The sequence below is a fragment of the Streptomyces sp. NPDC058001 genome, from assembly GCF_042886315.1.
In the GTDB taxonomy this organism is placed as follows: Bacteria; Actinomycetota; Actinomycetes; order Streptomycetales; family Streptomycetaceae; genus Streptomyces.
This window is the reverse complement of the sequence record NZ_JBHVQT010000002.1, coordinates 173,745-196,143: the sequence shown is the minus strand read 5'-3', so window position 1 is coordinate 196,143 and position 22,399 is coordinate 173,745. Positions and strand designations below refer to the sequence as shown.

General features: G+C 64.4%; 21 protein-coding genes and 1 pseudogene. 13 read left to right on the top strand and 9 right to left on the bottom strand.

Annotated elements, in window-relative coordinates; translation table 11 throughout:
- Positions 1–358 precede the first annotated feature (358 nt).
- The 8 genes from ACFVT5_RS04395 to ACFVT5_RS04360 all read left to right on the top strand — a co-directional run bounded on the left by ACFVT5_RS04395 (position 359) and on the right by ACFVT5_RS04360 (position 4,583).
- A complete protein-coding gene (locus ACFVT5_RS04395) occupies positions 359–1,543 on the top strand; it encodes a helix-turn-helix domain-containing protein (RefSeq protein ID WP_389881305.1) in 1,185 nt (394 codons plus the stop codon).
- Positions 1,544–1,993: 450 nt separating this feature from the next.
- Positions 1,994–2,386, top strand: coding sequence for a hypothetical protein (locus tag ACFVT5_RS04390; RefSeq protein WP_389881303.1), 393 nt, complete (start codon positions 1,994–1,996; stop codon positions 2,384–2,386).
- A gap of 68 nt (positions 2,387–2,454) precedes the next feature.
- Complete coding sequence (locus ACFVT5_RS04385; protein WP_389881301.1) at positions 2,455–2,646, top strand: hypothetical protein; 192 nt, start codon at positions 2,455–2,457, stop codon at positions 2,644–2,646.
- 132 nt (positions 2,647–2,778) lie between these two features.
- Positions 2,779–3,021, top strand: a complete 243-nt coding sequence (locus ACFVT5_RS04380) for an ATP-binding protein (protein WP_389881299.1) — start codon at positions 2,779–2,781, stop codon at positions 3,019–3,021.
- A complete protein-coding gene (locus tag ACFVT5_RS04375) occupies positions 3,021–3,437 on the top strand; it encodes a DUF6415 family natural product biosynthesis protein (protein WP_389881297.1) in 417 nt (138 codons plus the stop codon). Before ACFVT5_RS04380 ends, ACFVT5_RS04375 begins: the two co-directional genes overlap by 1 nt.
- Positions 3,434–3,655 (top strand): hypothetical protein, encoded by a 222-nt coding sequence (locus tag ACFVT5_RS04370; RefSeq protein WP_389881295.1) that lies wholly within the window; start codon positions 3,434–3,436, stop codon positions 3,653–3,655. Before ACFVT5_RS04375 ends, ACFVT5_RS04370 begins: the two co-directional genes overlap by 4 nt.
- A gap of 19 nt (positions 3,656–3,674) precedes the next feature.
- Complete coding sequence (locus ACFVT5_RS04365; RefSeq protein ID WP_389881293.1) at positions 3,675–4,085, top strand: hypothetical protein; 411 nt, start codon at positions 3,675–3,677, stop codon at positions 4,083–4,085.
- 9 nt (positions 4,086–4,094) lie between these two features.
- Complete coding sequence (locus tag ACFVT5_RS04360) at positions 4,095–4,583, top strand: GNAT family N-acetyltransferase (RefSeq protein WP_389881291.1); 489 nt, start codon at positions 4,095–4,097, stop codon at positions 4,581–4,583.
- A 97-nt stretch (positions 4,584–4,680) separates the two neighbouring features.
- Here ACFVT5_RS04360 and ACFVT5_RS04355 read toward each other — a convergent pair whose 3' ends face one another.
- The 7 genes from ACFVT5_RS04355 to ACFVT5_RS04325 all read right to left on the bottom strand — a co-directional run bounded on the left by ACFVT5_RS04355 (position 4,681) and on the right by ACFVT5_RS04325 (position 10,677).
- The gene (locus tag ACFVT5_RS04355; RefSeq protein WP_389881289.1) at positions 4,681–5,538 is read right to left on the bottom strand and encodes a fumarylacetoacetate hydrolase family protein; all 858 of its coding nucleotides are present in this window, start codon (positions 5,536–5,538) and stop codon (positions 4,681–4,683) included.
- Between the two features lie 191 nt (positions 5,539–5,729).
- A complete protein-coding gene (sigJ, locus tag ACFVT5_RS04350; RefSeq protein ID WP_389881288.1) occupies positions 5,730–6,623 on the bottom strand; it encodes an RNA polymerase sigma factor SigJ in 894 nt (297 codons plus the stop codon).
- Between the two features lie 34 nt (positions 6,624–6,657).
- Positions 6,658–7,452, bottom strand: a complete 795-nt coding sequence (locus tag ACFVT5_RS04345; protein WP_389881286.1) for a YidC/Oxa1 family membrane protein insertase — start codon at positions 7,450–7,452, stop codon at positions 6,658–6,660.
- 94 nt (positions 7,453–7,546) lie between these two features.
- A complete protein-coding gene (locus ACFVT5_RS04340) occupies positions 7,547–7,906 on the bottom strand; it encodes a DUF6412 domain-containing protein (RefSeq protein WP_389881284.1) in 360 nt (119 codons plus the stop codon).
- 79 nt (positions 7,907–7,985) lie between these two features.
- Complete coding sequence (locus ACFVT5_RS04335; protein WP_389881282.1) at positions 7,986–9,581, bottom strand: sodium:solute symporter; 1,596 nt, start codon at positions 9,579–9,581, stop codon at positions 7,986–7,988.
- Positions 9,578–9,811, bottom strand: coding sequence for a DUF3311 domain-containing protein (locus ACFVT5_RS04330; protein WP_389881280.1), 234 nt, complete (start codon positions 9,809–9,811; stop codon positions 9,578–9,580). The genes ACFVT5_RS04335 and ACFVT5_RS04330 overlap by 4 nt, the downstream gene beginning before the upstream one ends.
- 44 nt (positions 9,812–9,855) lie before the next feature.
- The gene (locus ACFVT5_RS04325) at positions 9,856–10,677 is read right to left on the bottom strand and encodes a class E sortase (protein ID WP_389881278.1); all 822 of its coding nucleotides are present in this window, start codon (positions 10,675–10,677) and stop codon (positions 9,856–9,858) included.
- Positions 10,678–10,798: 121 nt separating this feature from the next.
- On the opposite strand from ACFVT5_RS04325, the gene ACFVT5_RS04320 reads away from it, so the two are divergent.
- The 3 genes from ACFVT5_RS04320 (at position 10,799) to ACFVT5_RS04310 (ending at position 16,095) form a co-directional block, all read left to right on the top strand.
- Positions 10,799–11,833, top strand: a complete 1,035-nt coding sequence (locus ACFVT5_RS04320; protein ID WP_389881277.1) for an SEC-C metal-binding domain-containing protein — start codon at positions 10,799–10,801, stop codon at positions 11,831–11,833.
- 97 nt (positions 11,834–11,930) lie between these two features.
- Complete coding sequence (locus ACFVT5_RS04315; protein WP_389881275.1) at positions 11,931–15,074, top strand: DUF3427 domain-containing protein; 3,144 nt, start codon at positions 11,931–11,933, stop codon at positions 15,072–15,074.
- Between the two features lie 79 nt (positions 15,075–15,153).
- The gene (locus ACFVT5_RS04310) at positions 15,154–16,095 is read left to right on the top strand and encodes a restriction endonuclease (RefSeq protein WP_389881273.1); all 942 of its coding nucleotides are present in this window, start codon (positions 15,154–15,156) and stop codon (positions 16,093–16,095) included.
- A gap of 42 nt (positions 16,096–16,137) precedes the next feature.
- On the opposite strand, the pseudogene ACFVT5_RS04305 reads toward ACFVT5_RS04310, so the two are convergent.
- Together ACFVT5_RS04305 and ACFVT5_RS04300 are read right to left on the bottom strand one after the other, a co-directional pair.
- Positions 16,138–16,998 (bottom strand): annotated as a pseudogene (locus ACFVT5_RS04305) (IS5 family transposase).
- A gap of 215 nt (positions 16,999–17,213) precedes the next feature.
- Entirely contained in the window at positions 17,214–17,381 is a 168-nt protein-coding gene (locus tag ACFVT5_RS04300; protein ID WP_389881271.1) for a hypothetical protein, read from the bottom strand.
- Between the two features lie 379 nt (positions 17,382–17,760).
- Here ACFVT5_RS04300 and ACFVT5_RS04295 point away from each other — a divergent pair, with 379 nt between their 5' ends.
- Both ACFVT5_RS04295 and ACFVT5_RS04290 read left to right on the top strand, forming a co-directional pair.
- Entirely contained in the window at positions 17,761–20,286 is a 2,526-nt protein-coding gene (locus ACFVT5_RS04295; RefSeq protein WP_389881269.1) for an ATP-binding protein, read from the top strand.
- A 3-nt stretch (positions 20,287–20,289) separates the two neighbouring features.
- Positions 20,290–21,450 (top strand): hypothetical protein, encoded by a 1,161-nt coding sequence (locus tag ACFVT5_RS04290; RefSeq protein ID WP_389881267.1) that lies wholly within the window; start codon positions 20,290–20,292, stop codon positions 21,448–21,450.
- Positions 21,451–22,399 lie beyond the last annotated feature (949 nt).

Genomic DNA, 22,399 nt, shown 5'->3' with positions numbered 1-22,399 from the left:
TCCGGATCTGCGCCCGCGTTCGTTCCGCGCGTACGTACGGCGGGTGTTCTTCTCGATCTTCCAGGCGACTAACGGCCGGCCAGGTCGAGGTGCTCGGGAGTCATTGCGGTGTGCGGCAGTACGTCAGATGGTCACTCCGACCGGATCGGAGTAACGCTTCTCTGTACTTGAAGGCGAAGGCCGCGGCAGGTCCGGTCACGGGATGCGGCTGGGGCCGACGGCCTGCCCACCTGCGGCGCTACGGCACCGCACGCTCAGACAGCAACGGCCCCCGCCAAGGAGCAACGGGGGCCGATCACAGTTCCCCGGCAACGGGCCAGGGGTACCGTTCTGGTGTCGATGCAGAACGGAGCCCAGTATGCCCCCGCACACTGAAGAGCACACAGGCGCACGCATCGCGCACGTGCGCAAAGTCCGCCGGTTGACGCAACGCGAGTTGGCTGACCTCTCTCACGTCTCGTACAGCACCCTGACCAAGGTGGAGCAGGGTGCCTTGCCCGCAAGCCCATCGGTGATCGGCGCACTCGCTCGCGCACTCTCGGTGCCAGTCACCGAACTGACGGGACAGCCCTACCTCGATGAGCTGCGGCAGGACCAGCTGGACGGCTTGATCAACCCGATTCGCGAGGCGCTGAACATCTATGACCTTGGCCCCGACCCGGACGTGACCCCGCGCCCGGTTGAGGAGTTGGAGGCGCACGCGGAGGAACTGTGCGCCATGGTCCGCGCGACGAACATCAAGCAGGTTGCCGCCGACCTTCCCGGCCTGATCCATGAAGCCACGACGACAGCGCACACGCACCCGGCAGACCGCAGCTGGCGGTTGCTCGCAAGTACATACCGCACCGCCTACGACGTGACGACGAAGCTCGGGTTCCCCGACTTGTGCACGGTGGCGCTGGACCGCATGGATTGGGCAGCGCAGCGGGCATCTGACCCGGTGCTGGGCGGAATGCGTCAGTACCTGCGAGCACTCGCCTATCTGCGAGCGAGCGACTACCGAACGGGCAAGCGGCTGATCCGTTTGGGCATGGCCACCCTGGAACAGGCGGAGCCGGGACGCGTGCCCGATGTCGTCGCAGGACAACTCCACCTCGGCGCCGCCGTGTTGGCGGGGCGCGACAAGGACAAAGGCACCGCAGAAGGGCACCTCAGCGAGGCAGAACGCATTTCGGAGCGGACAGGTCCGGCCGAGAAGGTCCATTGGCTGTCCTTCGGGCCGACCAACGTCGGCGTACACCGCGTCAGCGTTCTGGCGGAACTGGATCTGTACCCCGAAGCCGTGCACTCCGCGCAGGAGATCACGATTCCGGACGGATGGCCGCCGTCCCGGCTCGCGCACCACCACGCCGAGGTGGCGCGAGCGCAGATGTGGGCAGGGCGCACTGACTCGGCATTCAAGAGTTTGCTGAAAGCGCGGAAGCTCGCACCGCAGCAAACCCGATACCACCCTATGGTCCGCGAGACATACTCCGGGCTGGAGGCGGCCAAGCGCAGGATGCCGGACACCTTCAACAACTACGGTACTTGGCTGGGTATGTGACGTAGCGTCAAACAATGGCCGGGGCTATCAGCGATGTCTGATAGTTCCGGCCTTCGGCTGTCGGCACGATGCCAGGGTCAGAAGACCCCCGCGACGTTGCTGGACGCCCGGGGGCATGGACACCAACCCTGTGGAGGTTGACGACATGCCGCACTGTATCGCCCGTATCTTCGAGCCGCTGTTGCGGTTGTTACTCCCTGCGCCAGGGCGGCACCGGAGAGCCGAGAAGACCCCCGCCACGCCGACCGCGGACGTGCCGACGGCCCTTCTTCTCCCACGGGTCCCCCCATTGCGAGGCGAGGACATCAGGCTTGTCCGCCCCTACCTCGTCGCGCACGAGCGGCGACAGGACGAACGACGGCAGCGGGTACGCCGGCGTGTGCTGGTGCTCGCCACGTGCGGCATCGACACCGGCACGCGTCGGATTCACGGCGTGGAGGTGACGGCCTGATGAGCTACGACCGAAACGCCGTTTCCGCACCCCCTCCGGGCTTGCGGTTGCTGCCGTGGGAGACCGACACCGGCAAACCATGCTTCCTGTCCACGAACGGCAACCCGGGGGCACTGGCCCGAATCGCGGACGAGATCGAGGCAGTCCAGTTGCGCGACGGCGCCGACGTCCTCAAGGGCGCCCAAGCCGTCTTGGACGACCGCAAGGCCGGGGAGTACGCGCTACGCCTCGCGCTGCGGGCGGCCACGCACTGCCTCGGTGACGTCTTGCGCATCGCCGACAGCCGAGGCGCCCGTCTGCGCGTGCCCGACGACGCGCACGACGCCGACGATGACCGGGACAACGGCGCCGACAGCGACGGACCGAGTCTTCCAGCCGAGGCTTTCGGATGAACGCGGGCGACGGGATCATTCGAGGCCGGTACCGGTTCGCGGAATGGACGCTGACAGCCATACGGACCATGGCCGTACGTCACTTCGGCAAGTGCCTCACGTGCGGCGAGCGCTCCGACGACACAGCCGACGCGGACGACGCACAGGTGTGGTGTCTCAAGCACGCGGGCCTGACTCACCACAGCGGCTATGAGCTGGCTGCCTTCCAGTGCTTCAACGCCACCATGACCGATCGCAGCGATGAGTCGCACGCGACATAGACCGCGGTGAGGCAAGCAAGGCCGGGGTCCTGATTCTCGCACCCCGAAGAGCCGGGGCCCTGCCATGTCCGGGCAGCGAGGGCACCTCCGAACACCGAAATCTAGGACGTACTTTTGCAAGTAGCTTGCGAGTTGGTCACCAACTCCGTAGAGCACGGCCAGGGAGCCGTGGCCCTGTGGATGCGGCACACCGACGACGAACTCCGCATCGAAGTCACCGACGAGAACTCGGCCCCCGCCCAGTTACAGGACGCCGCCGACGAGGACGTGTGCGGCCGGGGGCTGTTCCTCGTCGCCTCTCTGGCTGGCGCGTGGGGTGTGGGTGACGACGGCCGCACCACCTGGGCGGCCTTCACCCTGACCGGGCGGACGTGATGACCGCCTCCCTGCACGAGACCTCGCGGCCGAGCGGCGACTTTTCCCACGACGACGCGACAGCCGACAGGCTCCTCTACGGCCTGCGACGCTCCCTCGCCGCCGAAGCGATCACCGATGACCTGTACGACGACCTGGAATCCGTACTCGGCGAATACGCCGTACACCCATCCCCCGCCGAAGGCACGGCCATCGCCGACCGGCTGAGACACACGGCCACCCAGCTCGCGGACGTAATCCCGTACCTCATCAAGCCGTACCCCACAGACCAACAGCGGCACGCAATCGACCAGTTGGGCGCCGTGATCAACCTGAGCGCGGAACAACCCGCCCCGGAAAACTCCCACGGTCACCTCGTACGCCTCGCAAGCTCCCTCCTCACCCTCCTCGACCAGATGGGAGACGTCGCCTCATGACGCGCCGCCCGAACAACCCCAGCAACCCGGAAAGCCGAGTACCCATGTCCCACTTCCGGACCACCCACCGCAAGGACTACGAACCCCACACCGACCTTGCCGCGCTCAAGGCACTCCGCCGCAAACACCCCGCACTGATCCACGTACTCGGCACCTGCCTCAGCGTCACCTCGTTACTCGCCGCCGTCATCACCGCCCACACAACCCGAGGCCGGTGACGCAGCGGTGGACAATCCCGTGAACCCCGACACAGGAACACCCCGGCACACGATCCACGATCCGGCCTACGCGACGACCCTGCTCACACGCCTCTTCGGAACCGGAGACACCGCCCTGCCCTGCGCCCGCGAGGACTACCACCTCACCCCAGACCAACAGGCGACCGTCCTCGCCATCGACGGCGGACCCAACGCCGACGACGACATCACCCCCGACACCTGGTGCCCCCTACACCCCCACCACCCCGGCCCCCACTACTCCCTCCTCCGCTACCTCAGCAACGACACAGTCGTATGGGTCAGGTGGCTCGGCCCTCTGAGTGAGCTGGTCACCCTCACCGAATGCACCCTCACCACCACCGACCACGACACCTGCCCCCTCTTCACCGGCCACACCGGACCCTGCCCACCCCCAAGAACCGCCGCATAGGCTCCCCGCATGCATACGTGGACGATCCAGTCGGAATCTGTCGCTGCCGCCGGTGTCGAAGACGCGCTGTGGGAGTACGCCGCCGAGGTGGCCCGCCGTGTCTGGGGGCGTTCGGCGACGGAGAGCGAACTGCGCGAGGCCATGAAAAACGACCCGCACGACGACCTGGCGCCGCCGCACGGGATGTTCCTCGCCGCTCGCGCGGACGACGGCGCGCTCCTCGGGTATGTCGGTGTGAGGCTGCTGGCCGAGGCGCCGGCGACCGCTGAGATCAAGCGCATGTATGTGCGCCCGACGGGACGCGGAACGGGGCTCGGCCGAGGGCTGCTGCTGGCGGCCGAGGCTGCCGCCCGTGGGCTGGGTGCCGCCCGCATCGTGCTCGAAACCAACACCCGACTCACCGAAGCCAGAGCCATGTACGAGGCCCACGGCTACGCGGAGACGGCACCGTACAACGACCACGACGCCGCCGAGCACTGGTACGGGAAGCCCCTGTAACGGCCCACCCGTCGGGGGCACAACGCCCCGGTGCCGGGTCCCCGGAATGTGACCCCGTGACAAGACAACCCGGCACCGGTCAAGCCGCCCGCCAGGGCTACGCCGGCTTCAGTTCCTGGCGTTGGCGACCGAGCCCCCCGATTTCCAGCTCCACCACATCCCCCGCCCGGAGATACGGCTTCGGTTCCGGTTGGCCCAGGGCTACGCCTGCCGGGGTGCCCGTGTTGATGATGTCTCCGGGGTACAGGGTCATGAACTGGCTTACGTAGCGGACCACTTCGGCTACCGGGAAGATCTGGTCGGCCGTACTGCCGTTCTGCTTCTGTTCGCCGTTGACCCAGAGCTTCAGAGCAAGTGCCTGCGGGTCGGGGACCTCGTCGGCCGTCACCAGCCAGGGGCCCAACGGGTTGAACGTCTCGCAGTTCTTGCCCTTGTCCCACGTGCCGCCGCGCTCGATCTGGAACTGCCGCTCCGACACGTCGTGCGCCACCGCGTACCCGGCGACATGCGCGAGCGCCTCCTCGTGCGAGGCGAGATAGCGGGCCGTCCGGCCGATGACGACGGCGAGTTCGACCTCCCAGTCCGTCTTCACGGAACCGCGCGGCACGAGCACCGTGTCGTTCGGACCGATCACCGTGTCCGCCGCCTTGAAGAAGACGACCGGCTCGGACGGCGGCTCGGCGCCCGTCTCGGCCGCGTGGTCGTGGTAGTTCAGCCCGATGCACACGACCTTGCCGATGCCCGCCACCGGCGGCCCGACGCGCAGCCCGTCCGCGTCCAGGACCGGCAGCTCACCGGCCTCGGCGGCGGCCCGGATCCGGCCGAGCGCGGCCTCGTCCGCGAGCAGCCCGCCGTCGATGTCCTTGACGTGTCCGGACAGGTCCCGCAGGGTCCCGTCGGCGTCGAGAAGCGCCGGACGCTCCGCTCCCGCCGTACCGACACGCAGCAGCTTCATGGTCAATCTCCCTGGATCCTAGGTCGCGCGGAGGCCCGGCCGATGCGTTGCGGTCATCGGACGACTGGTCGATCCTCCGACGCCCCCGTCCACTCCGCAAGACCCCGTTCACGGACTGGACCAACCCACCAACCAACCAGCCCACCAACCAACCCACACCGGTCGGCGACCCCTCAGTCCCCCCAGCCCCCTCAGTCCCCCCAGCCCTCCCGCACCGACAACCGCTCCAACCGCCCCGGGTCCGCCAGAATGTCGAGTTCCACGATCCGGCCGTCCACGATCGTGAAGCCCATGACCCCGGTGACCCTGCCCTCGACGGTCGTCACCAGGCCCGGCATACCGTTCACCAGGGCCGGACGGGAGAACGCGGCAAGGTTCCGGTACATCAGCGCCTGTCCGGCGACGGTACGGGCACCCCGTACCACCTCGGCCGCCCCGACACCCGTGCCCTGGTCGGCGCGGAGCACGATGTCCGGGTCGAGCAGCGCGACCAGCGCATCGAAGTCACCGGCGCGCGAGGCCGCGAGAAACGCCTCGACGACCTCGCGCTGCCGCCCCGGATCGGTCTCCGGCTCCGGCGTACCGGTACCGCCCCGCAACCGGCGCCGGGCCCGGCTCGCCAACTGCCGGGTCGCGGCCGGTGAACGCCCCACGATCGACGCGATCTCCTCGAACGGCACCGCGAACATGTCGTGCAGGACGAACGCCAGCCGCTCCGCCGGGTCCAGCGTCTCCAGGACAACGAGCAGCGCGAGCCCGACCGAGTCCGCGAGCAGCGCCTCCTGTTCGGGGTCGACCGCGCCGTCCCGGGCGACGATCGGGTCGGGTACGCGGACGCCCAGGGGGTCCTCACGGCGTGACGCGCGGGAGCGCAGCATGTCGAGGCAGACCCGGCCGACGACCGTCGTCAGCCAGCCGCCGAGGTTGTCGATGGTGTCGGCGTCGGAGCGGCTGAGCCGCAGCCACGCCTCCTGGACGGCGTCGTCCGCCTCACTCAGCGAGCCGAGCATCCGGTAGGCGACGGCCCTCAACTGCGGCCGGTTCTCCTCGAACCGCCGCGCCAGCACGTCCCGCTCGTCGGTCATCCCGTACGCCTCCCAGTCGCCCGTTCACGTCATTTCACCTCACTGACGTGCGGGGCGCCCCTGATGTGACAGCGGGCCCCTCGACGTCCCGGTACATGTCGCGGTACAGCACCGCCCGCTCCACCGCGCTCCACGCGGTGCTGGTCACCACGTACAGCGCGGCGGCCAGCGGCACCACGGCGACCGTGAACAGGGTCATGAACGACATCAGCGGCATGAAACGGGTCATCGCGCCCATGCCCGGCATCTGCTGCCCGTCCCCGGCGACCGGCAGCGGCGCCGCCGCCATCTGAAGCTTGGTACGCCGGTACGAGAAGGTGGCGACGGCCGTGACCAGCGCGAACAGGGCCAGGTAGACCAGGCCCGCCGGGCCGAAGAGCCCGCCGTCGGACAGCGCGTCGAACCAGCGGTTGCCGAGCGGGGCGGCGCCGAGCTTGTGCCCGAGGAGTTCGTTCGGCTCGCCGCCGATCCGGGAGTTGGAGAACACGTGGTAAAGCAGGAAGAACGCGGGCAGTTGGAACAGGCTCGGCAGACAGCCCGACAGCGGCGACACCTTCTCCTCGCGGTGCAGCTCCATCACCGCCTTCTGGAACTTCTCGGGGTTCTTGCCGTGCTTCTTGCGCAGCTCGGCGATCCGCGGCGCCAGCTTGGTCCGCGCCTTCGCCCCGCGCGCCGACGCCCGCGACAGGGGATGCACGAGGAGGCGTACGAGCGCGGTGAACACGATGATCGCGACCGCGGCGGCGGAGGCGTTGAAGACGGGTTCGAGCAGATCGGCGAGGTGCCCGACCAGACTGGAGAAGGCGACAAAGAGGGAGGAAAGGGACATGACTGAGCCCTCCGGGGGTCTCGTCGTACCGGGAATGGATCGGTAGGACGAGCCGCGCGGGCGGCACGGTGGTGCCGGTCGAACCGGGGTGTGCCTACGCGGCCGTCGGAAGGAGACGGCCGGGTGCCCGGGGCCTGGGGCGCCCCGAGGCGTCGGGATCGCGCTGCGGCAGGAAGGCGGTGCGGTGCTCACGGTCGCGGATGGCCGTACGGACCCGGGTGCGCGGCACGGCGGGCGCGCAGCGCGAGGCGAGGACGGCGCAGACGGCGAGCGCGGAGCCCGCGGCGGCGGTGGCCGCGAACGCGACGACGGCGGAGAGGCCGCCGGTGTCCGCGAGGACGACGTCGGCGAGGACCACTTCGGCGAGGAGGAAGAGCAGGAGGAGGGCGGGACGGAGCAGCGCCCGGACCCGGCCCGGGGGCCGCGCGGGGGTAGCGGTCGCCGTACGTCGCATGATCGCCGCTGCCCCTCTCTGGTACATACAGTCGAGTCGGCGCGCGCCGACTCTCCCCCCGTTTATACAGGAGTGCCGTCTATACAGGAGTGCCGTCTTCGGCAGGAGTGCCGTCTTCGGCAGGAGCCCCGTCCTGCTCGGCGGGAGCCCGGTCCCGCTCGGCAGAAGCCCCTTCCCGCTGCCGTCGCAGCCCGCTGTCCGTGCGGGCCAGGACATCGGCGTCCGGCCGCTCGTCCCGGTCGGCGGGCCCCACGTACACGGCGACGAGCGCCACCGCGAGATTCGCGGCGAGGGCGACGAGGCCCGCGTTGATCCCGAACACCGGATCGTTGCCGGTGAAGACGAGGCAGCAGACGAGAACGGACCCGACGGCGAGCCCGCTGACGGCGGCCACCCAGGTGAACCGCCGCCACACCAGCCCGAGCAGCAGCATCGGGACGAGCTGCGCCAGACCCTCGTACGAGATGAGCGAGAGGCGTACGAGGGTGGTGGGCGCCCCGTATGTCAGGCCGAGCGCGATCAGGCCCGCGGCGACCACGACGATCTGCGCGGCGGCCTTCTCCCGGCGCGGGGCCCGCAGCCGCGGTACGAGCGACAGCACGCTACGCCCCCACATCGTGCCGATGACCAGCATGAACACGGCCATCGGCACAATCGAGGAGAGCGCGGCGGCGACCCCGATGACCCCCACGGCCCACGCGGGCAGCGAGTCGACGACCAGCCGGAACAGGGCGAGGTTCGACTCGGCGCCGGTCAGACCCGGCACGACGAACAGGGCGGCGAGTCCGAGGAACATCGGGACGAAGAGGAGGACGTTGTACACGGGCAGCCAGATGGCGTTGCGGCGCAGCGCGTCGGCGTCGCGGGCGCCGAGGTAGCCGGCGACGGTGGTCGGGAAGATGACGACGGTGAGGGCGTTGAGCAGCGACGTACTGAGGTACCACCCCTGCCCGAGGGCGCTGTCGGCGCCGCCGTGTCCGGGCAGCGTCAGCCACTCGCCTTTCTCCGCGACGAGCCGGTCGAGGAAGGGGCCGTAGCCGTCGAAGTAGTGCACCGGTACGTACACGGCGAGGAAGCCGAGGGTGCCGATCACGAGGATGTCCTTCAGCACCGACACCCAGGCGCTGCCGCGCAACCCGCTGACCACGACGAAGCCGGTGGTGACGGCGAAGGCGACGAAGTACGCCCAGTCGAGGCCGATCGCCCCGTACGAGATGGTGGTGACCACGACGCCCATGCCGGTGATCTGCAACTGGATGTACGGCAACAGGCACGCTGTCACGAGCACCGCGACCACGGCACCGAGCCAGGGACTGCGGTAGCGGTGCGCGATCATGTCGCTGATCCCGACCAGGCCGTGCCGGCGCGCGTACGACCAGAGCATCGGGCCGACGAGATAGCCGACGGCGTATCCGCAGGACATGTACGCGACGACGTACAGCACCGGGGCGCCGTAGTTGTAGCCCCAGCCGGCAGCGCCGAGATAGCTGAAACTCGTGTAACTCTCGCCCGCCATGAGCACCCAGATGAACACGGCGCCGAGGCTGCGCCCGCCCACCGACCACTCGGCGAGCCCGCCCTGCCCACCGCCGCGGCCCCGGACGGCGAGGAGACCGAGGGCGACGGTGGCGACCATGAAGACGGCGAAGACGGAGGTGGCGACGGCGGCGTTCACGTGTGGTCACCGGCGCGGTGATCGCCGCGCCAGGCCAGCCAGACGGCGAACGGCGTCACGACCGTCGCCAGCAGCAGCCAGAAGAAGAGGAACGGCAGCCCGAGGACAACCGGTTGTACGCGGTTGACGAAGGGGAGGGCTACGAGGAAGAGGAGGAAGGGGATGAGGAGGAACAGGAGGTGGGGGCGGCGGGGGCGCCGGGGACTGTGAGGGGGGTGGGGGCGTGTCACGGCAGGGGAGCTTATCGATCAACCCGGAGGGTCGGCGCCGCCGGTCAGCGGGGTCGCATCGAGGTGAGTTTGCCCCAGACGATCAGCCGGTACCGGGAGGTGTACTCGGGGGTGCAGGTGGTGAGCGTGAGGTAGTACCCGGGCTCGCTGTACCCGTATCCGGTACGGACCTGGCTGCGGGGCACCGGTCGGATGACGCCGCCGTCCCCGGCCGAGGTCTGCGGCAGCGTCCTGTCGACGACATAGGTGTACGTGGCCGACTTCGTCTCGACGCCGATCTCGTCGCCCTTGCGGAGCCGGTTGATGTAACGGAACGGCTCCCCATGGGTGTTGCGGTGCCCGGCCAACGCGAAGTTCCCGGCCTGGCCCGGCTGAGCGGTGCCGGGGTAGTGCCCGACATACCCCTTGTTGAGGACACCGGCCTTGCCGACACCTTGGGCGACGGGGACGCGGAGGCCGAGGCGGGGGATGGTGAGGACGGCGTAGGCGTGGTTCCAGGTGGGTGGGGGTGTCTGCGAGCGGGTGTTGTTACGGGGGGCGGGGGTGTCGCTGGTACCGGAACTGGTGTCGGGGCTGGGGTCGGGGGTGTCTGTGGCGTCTGTGATGTCTGTGGAGTCTGTGGTGCCCGTGGTATCTGCTGTATCCGGCGTATCCGGGTCACGCCATTCGCGCTCCAGGGCGCGTACGGTGCGGTCGGCGTCGGCGCGGGCTTCCCGGTTGGTCCACCAGAGCTGATGGGCGACGAGCAGCAGCAGGACGGCACCGAGCGTGACGGCGATCTCTGCGCCGGTCCACAGGGCACGGCGGGCGAGGGCGCGGCGGCGCAGGTGCCGGTGGCCGACGACGGAGGAACGCGCACGCCACACGTGGGGGCTCCCTTCGGGCCGGGTGTCCGGCGGAACGATAGGGGGTGGGGGCGCAAGTCACCAGGAGCGAGTGCGACCCGCTCCCCCACCGCCGTACACGGACAGCAGTACGGTGTCACCCATGCGCCGCGACACGCCTGCTGAGAACGCCGAGAACGCCGATCCCGTCGATCACATCGCCGAAGCCGAGCGCCTGGAGCGCACGGCCGGGCGGTACCCCGAAGACGCCGAACAGCTGCTGGTGCAAGCCGCCGCACATCTCGAACTGGCAGGCGCCCGCGCCCGCGCCTCCACCCTCTACGACCGCCTGCTCGCCCCGTCCCCGCCGGCCCCGCTGGAGAACCCGACCCTGGTACGGGCGCTGAAGGCGGCGAACCTCTGGGAGTACGGGCACGAGGCCGAGGCCAGGGCGATCATCGACGGCGTACGGGCCGCCGCGCCGAAAGACCCGGCGCCCTGGGTGATCGTGGCCGAGTCGCTGGAGGCGCACGACGAACTGGAGGCGGCGCACGAGACGTACACGCGCGCCGCGAACCTGCTGCTGACGGAGGAGGAGCCGCCGCCGTACACGACGCACCCGATCCTCTTCGGCCGGCACCGCGTACGGCGCATGCTGGGCGAGGATCACGACACGTGGGACGCGCTGGCGGACGACCTGCACGGCGGCCCGGTACCGCTGGACGAGCTGCACGACCCGAAGCGGGTGTGGTCGCTGGGGTCGGACAACCCGGCGGAACTCCAGGCGGAGATCTCCCGGCTGCGCGCGGAACTCGGCGCGTACCGCGAGGCGTTGTCGCGCCCGTACCCGGTGGCGGTGCTGCACTGGCCGGCCGCCGAACTCGCGGAGCTGGTGGCGGCGTATCCGGCGCTGGCGCGGGAGTATCCGTCGCACGAGGAGCACTTGGCGACGATAGAGGCGTCGCTGCGGGAGCTGGCGGCGTCGGGGACGGCGAACCTGGGCATCGTCACGGCGACGGTCCCGTCGTACGAGGCGTTCGCGGCATCGGAGTCCGCGCCCCCCTCCGACCCGTCCCTCCTCCCCCAATACACCACCACCCTGGCCTCCCGAGGCCGAGCCCTCCCTTGGCCCCCGTCACGGACGGAGGCTTGTTGGTGCGGGTCTGGGCGGGGGTATGGGGAGTGTCACGGGGTGTGATCTTGGCATCCCAGCCATGAGTTCCCCGCGCTTTGACCACGCCTGTCAGTGATGAGTGTTAACACTGACACGACCAGGGTCGTGGGAGGGATCGGGAATGACGGGTACACGGGGCGCCAACGAACCAGTCGCCGGGCTATACGAGCAATTGATCACCCTGCGATTGGAGAGCCGGCTGCACCAACTCGACGATCTGCGCTGGCGTGCCATCGACGCTGAGGTGGGCGCCGAGTCCACCCCGCATGTGCTTGCCCGGCATGTGGCCGAAACAGTCCGCCGCGTGCTTCAAGACCTGCCCGAGGCCGAGCGGGTGCATGCGGCGAATCACATCTTGGAGTCGGTCGGCACCCTCGATGGCGCGCGCGAGTGGGTAGACCTGGTGGCCGACGGGCCACGGCAACTGCTGGCGATCGCGAAGGAAGAGTCCAAGGGCGTCTATGCAATTCGGCCAGCGACGCCGCTGTCTGAGACTGCTTTGATCACCAACGCGCCGGAGGATCCAAGTCTCGGTTTTGAACTGCGCGCCGAGATCGCCACCGCCGACCGTGTTGATCTGCTCTGCGCCTTCGTGAAATGGCATGGCATCCGGGTCCTAGAACAATCGTTGCGGGCAGCGCATGATCGCGGAGTTCCGCTTCGTGTCATCACAACCACCTACATCGGGGCGACTGAACGACAGGCGCTAGATCGCTTGGTTCATGAATTTGGTGCCGAAGTCAAGGTCAACTATGAGCTTCGCTCCACTCGCCTGCACGCCAAGGCGTGGTTGTTCCGTAGGAACAGTGGATACGACACGGCATATGTGGGGAGTTCCAACCTTTCGAAAGCCGCGCTTCTCGACGGCTTGGAGTGGAACGTCCGCATGTCGTCCGTAGCAACGCCCGCGGTTCTGGGGAAGTTTGAGGCGACCTTCGACTCCTATTGGAACGATCCGGCCTTTGAGCTATACCGTCCGGATCTCGACGCCACCCGACTCGAAGCCGCGCTAGAGCAAGCAGGTGGTGGCAGTCCGCGTGATGGGCGCCACAGCATCACACTGTCTGGCTTGGACGTCACTGCCTACCCTCACCAACAGGACATGTTGGAACGGCTGGAAGTGGAACGCTCGATTCGTGGCCGACACCACAATCTGTTGGTGGCTGCAACGGGTACGGGTAAGACCGTGATGGCCGCGTTGGACTATAAGAGACTATGCCGCGCTGCGGGTCGCAACCTCAAGCTTCTCTTTGTCGCCCACCGCAAAGAGATCCTGGACCAGTCTCTCCGTACGTACCAAGCTGTACTGAACGACGCTAACTTCGGAGAGCTGTTCTATAGCGGCGAGATCCCTCAGGAGTGGACGCATGTCTTCGCGAGTGTCCAGTCACTCAACTCCCGTACCCTGGAAGGACTTCCGGCGGATCACTTTGATGTGATCGTTATTGATGAGTTCCATCACGGCACATCTCCGACCTACCGGAAGCTCATCGAGCACTTCGCGCCGCAAGAGCTCTTGGGGCTTACGGCGACGCCTGAGCGCATGGATGGGATCAACATCCAGGACGAGTTCTTCGACGGGCACATCGCGGCAGAGTTGCGCCTGTGGGAGGCGTTGGAGAACGACCTCCTCAGTCCGTTCCACTACTTCGGGATCAGTGACAGCACCGATCTCAGTGCTGTCGAGTGGAAGCGCGGCGCATACGACGCCGCATCGCTCAGCGAAGCGTTCACTGGTAATAACACCCGTGCGCGTCTGGTCGTCAAGGCTGTCCAGGACAAGATCGCCAACCCGGGAACGATGCGGGCGCTCGGCTTCTGCGTCTCCGTTGCGCACGCGCACTACATGGCGCGCTTCTTCCGGGAGGCTGGGCTCCAGGCAGTTGCCTTGTCCGGCGAGAGCCCCCGGACGGAGAGGCTTCAGGCGCTCTCCGACCTCAAGGCCGGCGAGCTCCAAGTAATCTTCTCGGTTGATCTATTCAACGAGGGCCTTGATATCCCGAACGTTGACACTCTGCTGCTTCTGCGCCCTACCTCAAGCGCAACGGTCTTCCTTCAACAGCTTGGCCGCGGCCTCCGGCGCACAGAGGACAAAGCCGTACTGACTGTTCTCGACTTCATCGGTCAGCATCGCAAAGAGTTTCGCTTTGAGAACCAGTTTCGGGCACTCACAAACCTCACCAGGCGGCGCCTACTCGATAATCTTGAGCACGACTTCCCCATGCTCCCCTCTGGCTGCCAGATCATCCTGGAGAGCAAAGCGAAGCAGACCATCATCAAGAACATCAAGGATCAGCTCAATGTCACAGTGAAGGTACTCGCTCGCGAGGTCTCGACATATGGAACCCCTCGACTCTCCTCCTACTTGGACGAGAGCGGGCGCGACATCAAGGAGATCTACAGGGGAACCGCTAATTCCTGGACCGGCCTGCTACGGCGAGCCCGCATTCTCACCACGGACAGCTCGAAGCACGAGGAGAGTCTCCTCAAACGCATCCCGTCGTTCCTCCACGTAGATGACCCTGAGCGTATTAAGACATACCAGCGTCTCCTCACAGAGGATGCCCCTGCGTATGACCTGCTGACTCCCTTCGAACAGCATTACGCACGCATGTTGTTCTTTAACTTCTGGGATAAGGCCGGAGGCTTCTCCAGTTATCAAGAAGGACTGCACTCTCTCCAGGCCGAAGCGCCCGTCCGCGACGAGCTCCGTCAAGTGCTCGACCACTGCCTAGCCCATGCCGAGCACTTCCCCATTGCACTCGAAGGTCCCCATCAGGACCTTCCTCTCAAGGTCCATAGCTCTTATAACCGCTCGGAGATCCTTGCCGCGCTGGGCGTGGCACGCCTTGGCGGCCAAATGCCTGGTTCCTTCGCACAAGGCGTAGTGGAGGCAAAGGGGATCAATACGGATGCCCTCCTCATTACGCTAGAGAAGGACGAGAAGGACTTCTCCCCCACTGTGCGGTACAAGGACTACGCTCTCAGCCCCACGCTCTTCCACTGGGAGTCCCAGAACTCAACAGGCGAAGACTCACTAACAGGCCGTCGCTACCGCGAGCACGAGGGACGTGGCAGCCACGTGCTCCTCTTCGTGCGTCGCTACAAGAACACGGACATCGGCGGCGCTGAACCCTGGATGCTACTGGGGCCTGCCCGCTACGAATCGCACACGGGGAGCAAGCCAATGGCGATCACGTGGCGGCTGGAGCACAAACTCCCGGCCGACGTGTGGACGTACTCGGCTATCGCTGGGGCGAGTTGATCACTGGGTCACGCGGCCGGGCTTCCAAAAACCCTTGGCCATAGGTAGGGTCCCTCCATCGGGTGATCTTGGAGGGGTCTTGGATATCGCTGTTGGAGCTGAGAGACGCCGCGCCGGTCTTCATGTCAAATACGGCGGCAACCCGCAGAGCGGCATAAGTCACTCCGCCAGCACTCCTGTTGTGATGTGCTTCATCAACCACAAGAGGGGCGCCCGGTTCGGATACCAGGATGGCTGGGCCGACGACGGGTTCTTTCACTACACCGGAGAGGGGCAGGTGGGCGACCAGAAGATGAGCAGTAGCGGCAACAAGGCCATCCTCAATCACGCCGTGGAACACCGAGGCATTTACCTCTTCGAGAGTGTATCGAAGGGCGTCGTTGCCTACCGCGGGCAATATGAGTTGCCGAGCGAGGACGCCTGGTACAGAGCCGAAGCTCGTGACCGTGATGGGGATATGCGCTCCGTCATCATCTTCAAGTTGCGACCCTGCACTCCCGGTGAGCAGACTCATGAACCACGCATCAGCCATATGCCCGCGGCCACGACCACGGTCACGGACGTAGCGCCCGAGCAGTTCATCGCCACGCGCAGCAGTCAAACTCCGAATAGGAAACCCACCACAGCCCACCGCCGGGAGAGCGCGCTGCTGTCTTCTTACACGAAGCATTTGACGAAGCGTGGTCACCAGGTATGTCGCAAGAAGATCACCCCGCGAGGGGAACGTGACAGTCTTTTCACGGACCTTTTCAACCTCTCGGAGAACCTTCTCGTGGAGGCCAAGGGGCAGGCCACCCGAGAATCAATCCGCATGGCCATAGGGCAACTCTTCGACTACGAGCGCTACATCTCGCCGCGCCCCAGGTTGGCCATACTCGTGCCTAGCCGTCCCCGGCAAGACCTACGGGACCTCTGTGCTGCGCTGTCCATCCAGACGATTTGGCCCGGTGACCGCACCAACACGTTTGAAGCCGAGCCACCTGCGCCCTCAACACCCGGGCTTAGCTTCGACGTTTCATGACGGCCCGTCAGCCCTTCTGGCGGACCGTCATGAACTTCGAGGTTAAGGGCTTGCAGGAATCAATGTGTTGCTTACCTGCAAGCCCTTAGAACTCGCAACACGATCATGGTTCAGGCATGTTGGGCGTCTCCAGCCGATGAGGCTGTAGGCAAGGCATACGAACGCGTCGTGGAGTTCGGTTCGGCGTTCCCATCGGACGGCGAGGCGCTTGAACTGGTGGATCAGGGCGAAGGTCTGCTCGACGATGTGGCGGAGCTTGCCCATTCCCTGGATGTTCGGCGCGCCCTTGCGGGAGGTGACAGGCAGGATCGGGCGTTTGCGGAGTTCGTCGCGGTTGGGGTTGGAGTCGTAGCCCTTGTCGCCGAGCAGGGCTTCGGGCCGTCTGCCGGGTCAGCCGGCGACAGGCGGGATGCCGTCGACCAGGGCGAGGGTCTGGGTGACGTCGTTGACGTTCGCCGCGGTCGTGACGACCCTGAGCGGAGTGCCACGCCCATCGCAGATCAAGTGGTGCTTGCTGCCCGTCTTCCGCCGGTCGACCGGCGAGGGACCGGTGTCGACGCCCCCCTCTACGCCTGGATGTGGGGGGCTGTCCACACACGCCCTGGACCAGTCGGTCTGCCCCGCGGCGTTCAGCTTGGCCAGCAGAATCCGGTGCAACTGGTCGAAGACCTCGGCCTGCTGCCACCGTTCCGGTCTGCGCCAGCAGGTTTGACCGGAGCCGAATCCCAGTTCCAATGGCAGGAGTTGCCAGGCGACATCATTGTAGAGGACGTAGAGGATGCCCTGCAGACACAGCCGGTCTACCACTGGCCTCGGCCCTGGTGACCTAGCCGGCCAGGGTGGCAGCAGCCGCTCTATTTGTGCCCACAAGCCGTCGTCCACGATCCACGGCCGAGTACCCACACATTGCGAACGGCCGAATCGGCACACCGGTCCCGCCCGACCAGGACACTTCAACAAGATCCCGTTACGAACTCTTAGGCAGGGTCGCCGCTGTTCCCATAGGCCATGGCTGCACGGCACGTGTCCAGATGCTGAGGGCAGCCGAAGTACTGTTTGGGCCGCTTAAAGAGTCCCGCTCTCTTGGTCACTCGGTACTCGGGCAGTTCGTTGCAACCCTACACATCGCAGGACGGCGCACCGTCTGCGTCCGAGATTCGGTAGAAGTCCATGGCAACTATGTCGCGCGCGCGGATGCCCAGCGCAGCAAGCTTGGCATCACGGCCGTAGAGGATCTGCTGGGTGCGAATCAAATGGCCGTTGATGAGCTCTCGATGCTGCTTCATGTCGGAACCCTACTGAACGCAGCTGACGTCATGGGCTTCTACTAGAGGCTACTCAACCGCAATTGACAGGCAAACGCCTCGAAAGAGTGGTCTGGACTGCACTCGCCAATCGGCCTAGCAGCAGACCAGGTGCGCTCAGACGTGCCATCACCGCCTACCAGCCACGGTCGCTGGCTGATAGTGGCGCCACGTGGCTGGAAGTCCACGGCATATCACATTCAAGCGATACCCCATCAAAAGGTATCAAGTTTGACATTTTCTCTGCCATGGTAACGAGACATACGGCCATTCAGCTTGCTGTATGTGGCGGAGTAGTGACGGGGAGCTGCACAGTGGTTACGATCTTCCCCTAATTGACTGTCAACTGGGGTGTGGGGATATGACGACTGACTCAACGGGAACCGCGCGTGGGCTCGCTGACAAGCTCTCGACTGATGGCGGCAGCTCGACCCAAGAGATCCCCGTAGAGATCAGTTTTGAGATAATCAGACTCTTCTCGGAGGGGCTCTATCAGAGCCCCCATAAGGCCATTGAAGAGTTGGTCTCCAATGGGTTCGATGCCGGAGCGTATAACGTACATGTCGTTACGCCTAGGTCTCTCGCAGATGATCCTGCCAGCTCCGATTCATTATGGGTTGTGGACGACGGATGCGGTATGGACGCTGACGGATTTCAGCGTCTTTGGCGGGTTGCTGAGTCAACTAAGTCTATCGGCGCAACTGTACGTGGGCGGGCACCCATTGGGCAGTTCGGAATTGGTAAGCTGGCTGCCTATGTCCTTGCTCGGCGACTGACTCATATTAGCAAAAGGGACGGTAGTTACTTCTACGCCTCTATGGACTTCCGAAAGGTGGAGGGTAGGCGGCAAAATGATCCTGTGGCACCTCCGGTAGCAGTCGAGCTTCATCGAGTTGAAGAAGAGGATGCACGCGAACTTCTTGCCGAGATTGAGGTACGCGATCCCGCTGCATGGTCCCTTCTTTTCGGCGACAAGTCTGCTGAGAGTTGGACCGCCGCCGCGCTAAGTGACTTCAAGACGCTGTTCGAGAAGTTCAGGCCAGGCGTTCTTAGTTGGGTACTTCGAACTGGCCTACCGTTGAAGTCAGATTTCCGAATTCTCCTCAATGGCGCGGAACTGCGGTCCGCTAAAGAAGACGCCACGGTACTGCTTGCATCCCCAGTGGGCGGGCCTGAGGATAAGGTAGCTGAAAAACTATCGCTGGAAGTCACAACAAACGGTCTCAAGATTCCGGGTCTTGATGGTGAGATTACTGGCAGTGTCACTCTCTATGAGAAGCCATTGGCTGCCGGGAAATCCATGCAGTACGGGCGCAGTAACGGATTCTTCATTCGAGTTCGCGGCCGTGTAATTAACCTAGAGGATGAGCTTTTCGGGCTAGAGGCGCTCAATCATGCCGTCTGGTCTCGTTTTGCTCTCGATGTAGAGGCGGATGGACTCAGGGAGCACCTTCTCTCATCCCGAGAAGGTGTTCGCGATGTTCCCGCGATAGACCTATTCCGGGACTATCTCCGAGCCAAGTTTAATGAGGCACGGTCTGTTTATGGCGCGGAAAACAAGAACAAGCTCATTGGTATCGACCTAGCGCAACTGCTCTACGGAGCGTCGCCCAGCGTGCTAGGTGATCCACTAGTCGCGGCGGTTCGCCAGGCAATCACTCAAGACTTCCAACCGTCTCACTATATTTCAGCACCCGCACACGTCGAAGAAGAGAGTCGGGCAGAGTGGTTCGATGGATTCCGCCTGGAAGTCATGCAGCAACCGATTCTCGATGTACAGCTCAGCAAAATGGGACCGTACGACCGCCTCGCCGAGTACGATGCGGCCAGTCGCGTGCTGAAAATCAACGAAGAGCACCCCTTCATCGCAAAGATCATCGCTCACTCGAAGAATCAAACACCCGCGACTCTATTTGCCACGTCAGAGATTCTCACCGACGCATTTCTACGGGAGGGTGGTATTCCCCCCGAGGTAACGGCTGAGGTTTTCTCGCTACGTGACAGGGCGTTGAGGCAGATCGCGGGTGACTACGGTCCAGACCCCGTGGAGGTGTTGCGCCATCTATCAATAGCTGACCAGGACAAGGATGCGCTTGAAAAAGCCGTCGGCCAAGCTTTCATCGTTCTCGGCTTTGAGTATGAAAGGCGCGGCGGAAACAGGGGTGGGGCTGACGGTGTCCTAGACGCACGTCTCGGAAAGAGTGACACTAAGCTGGAGGATTTCCGTGTCGTCTACGACGCCAAGACCACTGCCAGTACGAGCATTTCGGTAGATAAGGTGCACTTCGATGCGCTTTGGGACTTCAAGAACATCGAGTCCGCCCAATTCGGGTTCATCATTGGGAAAAGGTTCGCCGGCCAGGATGACCCGGAATCGGCTGTAAACCGTCGGACAGCACAAGGGCGAGAAGACCGTCCCATGACGGTGATGCTTACTGAGCACCTGCGCCACCTGGTCGAGCTTCACTATCAGTTCGGTGTCACCTTGAATCAGATTCGGGTACTGTTTGAGGAAGCGTTGACCGTCACCGAGGTGGGTGAATGGCTGCGCAATCTTGAGCGTGAACTCTCGCTGGAGCAGCCTCCCGTGCCACTTCGGAAACTGCTCAAGAAACTCGAAGAGTGCAAGGAAGACACGCTAAGCGAGCCGAACGTTAATGCAGTTCGTATCATGGATCCTCGTTTGAAGCAGTATGAGCCGGAGCGTCTTGTGGCAGCACTGCATGCTGTGCAGACGATAGTCGGCAGCCGGTGGATCGAGGTCAGCAAGACCAGTGGGAATGTGCGCTTGTCGCAAACGACCGAGAGTATCATCAACGAGGTTGACAGGCGCCTACAAGACGATCTAGGTCTGCCTGCTGTTGCCGACGAGACCTCGGAGTCCTGATCGATGAGTACGCTTGCCCCGCATCCGTTTCCTGCCCGCATGGCACCTGAGTTGGCATTACGGGCCCTGGAGTGCCAGCCAGCAGGTAGCGTCGTACTTGATCCGATGTGCGGTTCCGGCACTGTTCTCAGAACTGCATTGATCGCCGGTCATCAAGCAATCGGTGTGGACATGGATCCGTTGGCGGTGCTAATGGCCAGAGTTTGGACCAGTCATCGTTCGGCGACTGGTCTCGCACAAGCCGCGCATGAGATTGTCAATGAAGCTGCTGGCTTGCAGGCCGAGGATATCCACCTTCCTTGGATCGACGACGACCCAGAAACCAAAAAGTTCATCAAGTTTTGGTTCGCGGAGTCTCAGCTTAGCGATCTTCGAAAGATTTCCTTTCTAATTGAGCGCCATAGTGGCCAACTAAAGGATTCTTTGCAGCTATCACTTAGCCGTATTGTAATCACAAAGAAGCGGGGGGCATCGCTCGCACATGACGTGTCACACAGTAGACCCCACCGAGTAGGCACGATTAACGACTTCGACGTTCTAGGCGGCTTTCGTAAAGCTGCCACGCAGATAGAGCATCGGCTTCTTGCTGAGCTGCCGAACGAGGCGTCTGTTCGTTTGGGTGACGCTCGGGGCATGCCTTTCATGCAATCTGGGTCGGTTGATCTAGTTGTCACCTCTCCCCCTTATTTGAACGCGATTGATTACCTACGCGGGCATCGAATGGCTCTGGTTTGGCTCGGGCATTCAGTAGGTGGTCTGCGAGATATTCGTGGCACCAGTGTTGGGGCAGAGAGAGGGCTAAAGGGAGACGACGCCTTGGAAGACTTGGTGGTTGACACTGATGTCGACTCACTGCCGCAAAGAACTCTCGGAATTCTTTATCGGTACGCTCAAGATATGAAGGATGTAGCCGCGGAGCTACATCGAGTGCTTAAGCCGAGTTCGCCGGCAGTTTTGGTGGTAGGGAATTCCACCGTGCGTGGGACATTTGTCGATAACGCGTCAGTTGTCCGACGCGCCTCTGAACAACTGGGCTTTGTTACTCAAGATATTTCCGAGCGGGATCTGCCTTCGAATCGTCGCTACCTGCCACCGCCAACCTCGGCTGGAGAGGCGCTTGATCAGCGTATGCGTAAAGAAGTGGTCCTCACTATTCGAAAGTGATGCGAGCTCCGATTTAGGTCGACGGAGCTGCTTTGCACTGAAGCAGCTTTGGTGTGGGTGATCACGGCCCATTAGTCTGGTTATTTTACCTTGGCGTCATGACCGGCTGCTGGTCGGGAACTCAGAAAGTGCATTCTGAGCTAGGACGATGAACCTTGTCGAGGGGTTCTATCGGTCCAACTGGAGGACACTTTCTATGTGCGAAGTATTGGTCCGTGTCTCAGGCTCCATGTATCCGCTGACAGTTCGGGTACCATTGTTGGCTGACCTTGCCGACGCCACTGGGTTGGCCAGCGCGTACTCTGCCGCAATGAGACCACTTCGGGCCACGCGGCACTGGTCACGACCCGGGCCGAATCGCCACCAACCTCGCGGCAATGCTGGGTGATGGCGGCGAGGCCATCATGGATCTCGTCGTACTACGCGACCAGAGCAACGTGTTCGCCCGAGTCGCCTTGACACCAACCGTCTAGCGACTGCTGGCCGCCGTCGACGAACGCGTACTGGGCCGACTATGGTTGGCCCGCGCTCAGGCACGGGCAGTGGCCCGGCTGCAGGCATCCGAGACCCGCTCCGGCATGCCGGCGGCGAAAGCCGATGGACGGGAAATGCCCGGCCTGGTCCTGCACATCGACGCTACGCTGACCACCTGCCATGCCGAGAAGGACCAGGCCGCATCCATCTATAAGTGCGGCTTCGGCTTACACCCTGGTGTGCTTCCTGGCCCAACCGGCGAGGGCATGTCCGGGCCTTCGACCCGAGAACTTCGGAGCACATACCGCCGCGGATCACATCGCGGTGTGTTGGACGACGTTCTCGCACAGATTCCCAATGCCCACCGGCACGGCACCGACATCGTCATCCGCACCGACAGCGCTAGATCCGCAGAGTCCTTCTTCACTGACCGGCATGCTCGACCTTGCCGGCTACTCGGTCGACACCCGCATCA

Coding starts and splice junctions, on each gene's coding strand:
- ACFVT5_RS04385 (WP_389881301.1), top strand. CDS start 2,455: ATGGCCGTACGTCACTTCGGCAAGTGCCTCACGTGCGGCGAGCGCTCC.
- ACFVT5_RS04370 (WP_389881295.1), top strand. CDS start 3,434: ATGACGCGCCGCCCGAACAACCCCAGCAACCCGGAAAGCCGAGTACCC.
- ACFVT5_RS04345 (WP_389881286.1), bottom strand. CDS start 7,452: ATGTCCCTTTCCTCCCTCTTTGTCGCCTTCTCCAGTCTGGTCGGGCAC.
- ACFVT5_RS04315 (WP_389881275.1), top strand. CDS start 11,931: ATGACGGGTACACGGGGCGCCAACGAACCAGTCGCCGGGCTATACGAG.
- ACFVT5_RS04340 (WP_389881284.1), bottom strand. CDS start 7,906: ATGCGACGTACGGCGACCGCTACCCCCGCGCGGCCCCCGGGCCGGGTC.
- ACFVT5_RS04355 (WP_389881289.1), bottom strand. CDS start 5,538: ATGAAGCTGCTGCGTGTCGGTACGGCGGGAGCGGAGCGTCCGGCGCTT.
- ACFVT5_RS04360 (WP_389881291.1), top strand. CDS start 4,095: ATGCATACGTGGACGATCCAGTCGGAATCTGTCGCTGCCGCCGGTGTC.
- ACFVT5_RS04390 (WP_389881303.1), top strand. CDS start 1,994: ATGAGCTACGACCGAAACGCCGTTTCCGCACCCCCTCCGGGCTTGCGG.
- sigJ (WP_389881288.1), bottom strand. CDS start 6,623: ATGACCGACGAGCGGGACGTGCTGGCGCGGCGGTTCGAGGAGAACCGG.
- ACFVT5_RS04395 (WP_389881305.1), top strand. CDS start 359: ATGCCCCCGCACACTGAAGAGCACACAGGCGCACGCATCGCGCACGTG.
- ACFVT5_RS04375 (WP_389881297.1), top strand. CDS start 3,021: ATGACCGCCTCCCTGCACGAGACCTCGCGGCCGAGCGGCGACTTTTCC.
- ACFVT5_RS04290 (WP_389881267.1), top strand. CDS start 20,290: ATGAGTACGCTTGCCCCGCATCCGTTTCCTGCCCGCATGGCACCTGAG.
- ACFVT5_RS04300 (WP_389881271.1), bottom strand. CDS start 17,381: ATGAAGCAGCATCGAGAGCTCATCAACGGCCATTTGATTCGCACCCAG.
- ACFVT5_RS04320 (WP_389881277.1), top strand. CDS start 10,799: ATGCGCCGCGACACGCCTGCTGAGAACGCCGAGAACGCCGATCCCGTC.
- ACFVT5_RS04295 (WP_389881269.1), top strand. CDS start 17,761: ATGACGACTGACTCAACGGGAACCGCGCGTGGGCTCGCTGACAAGCTC.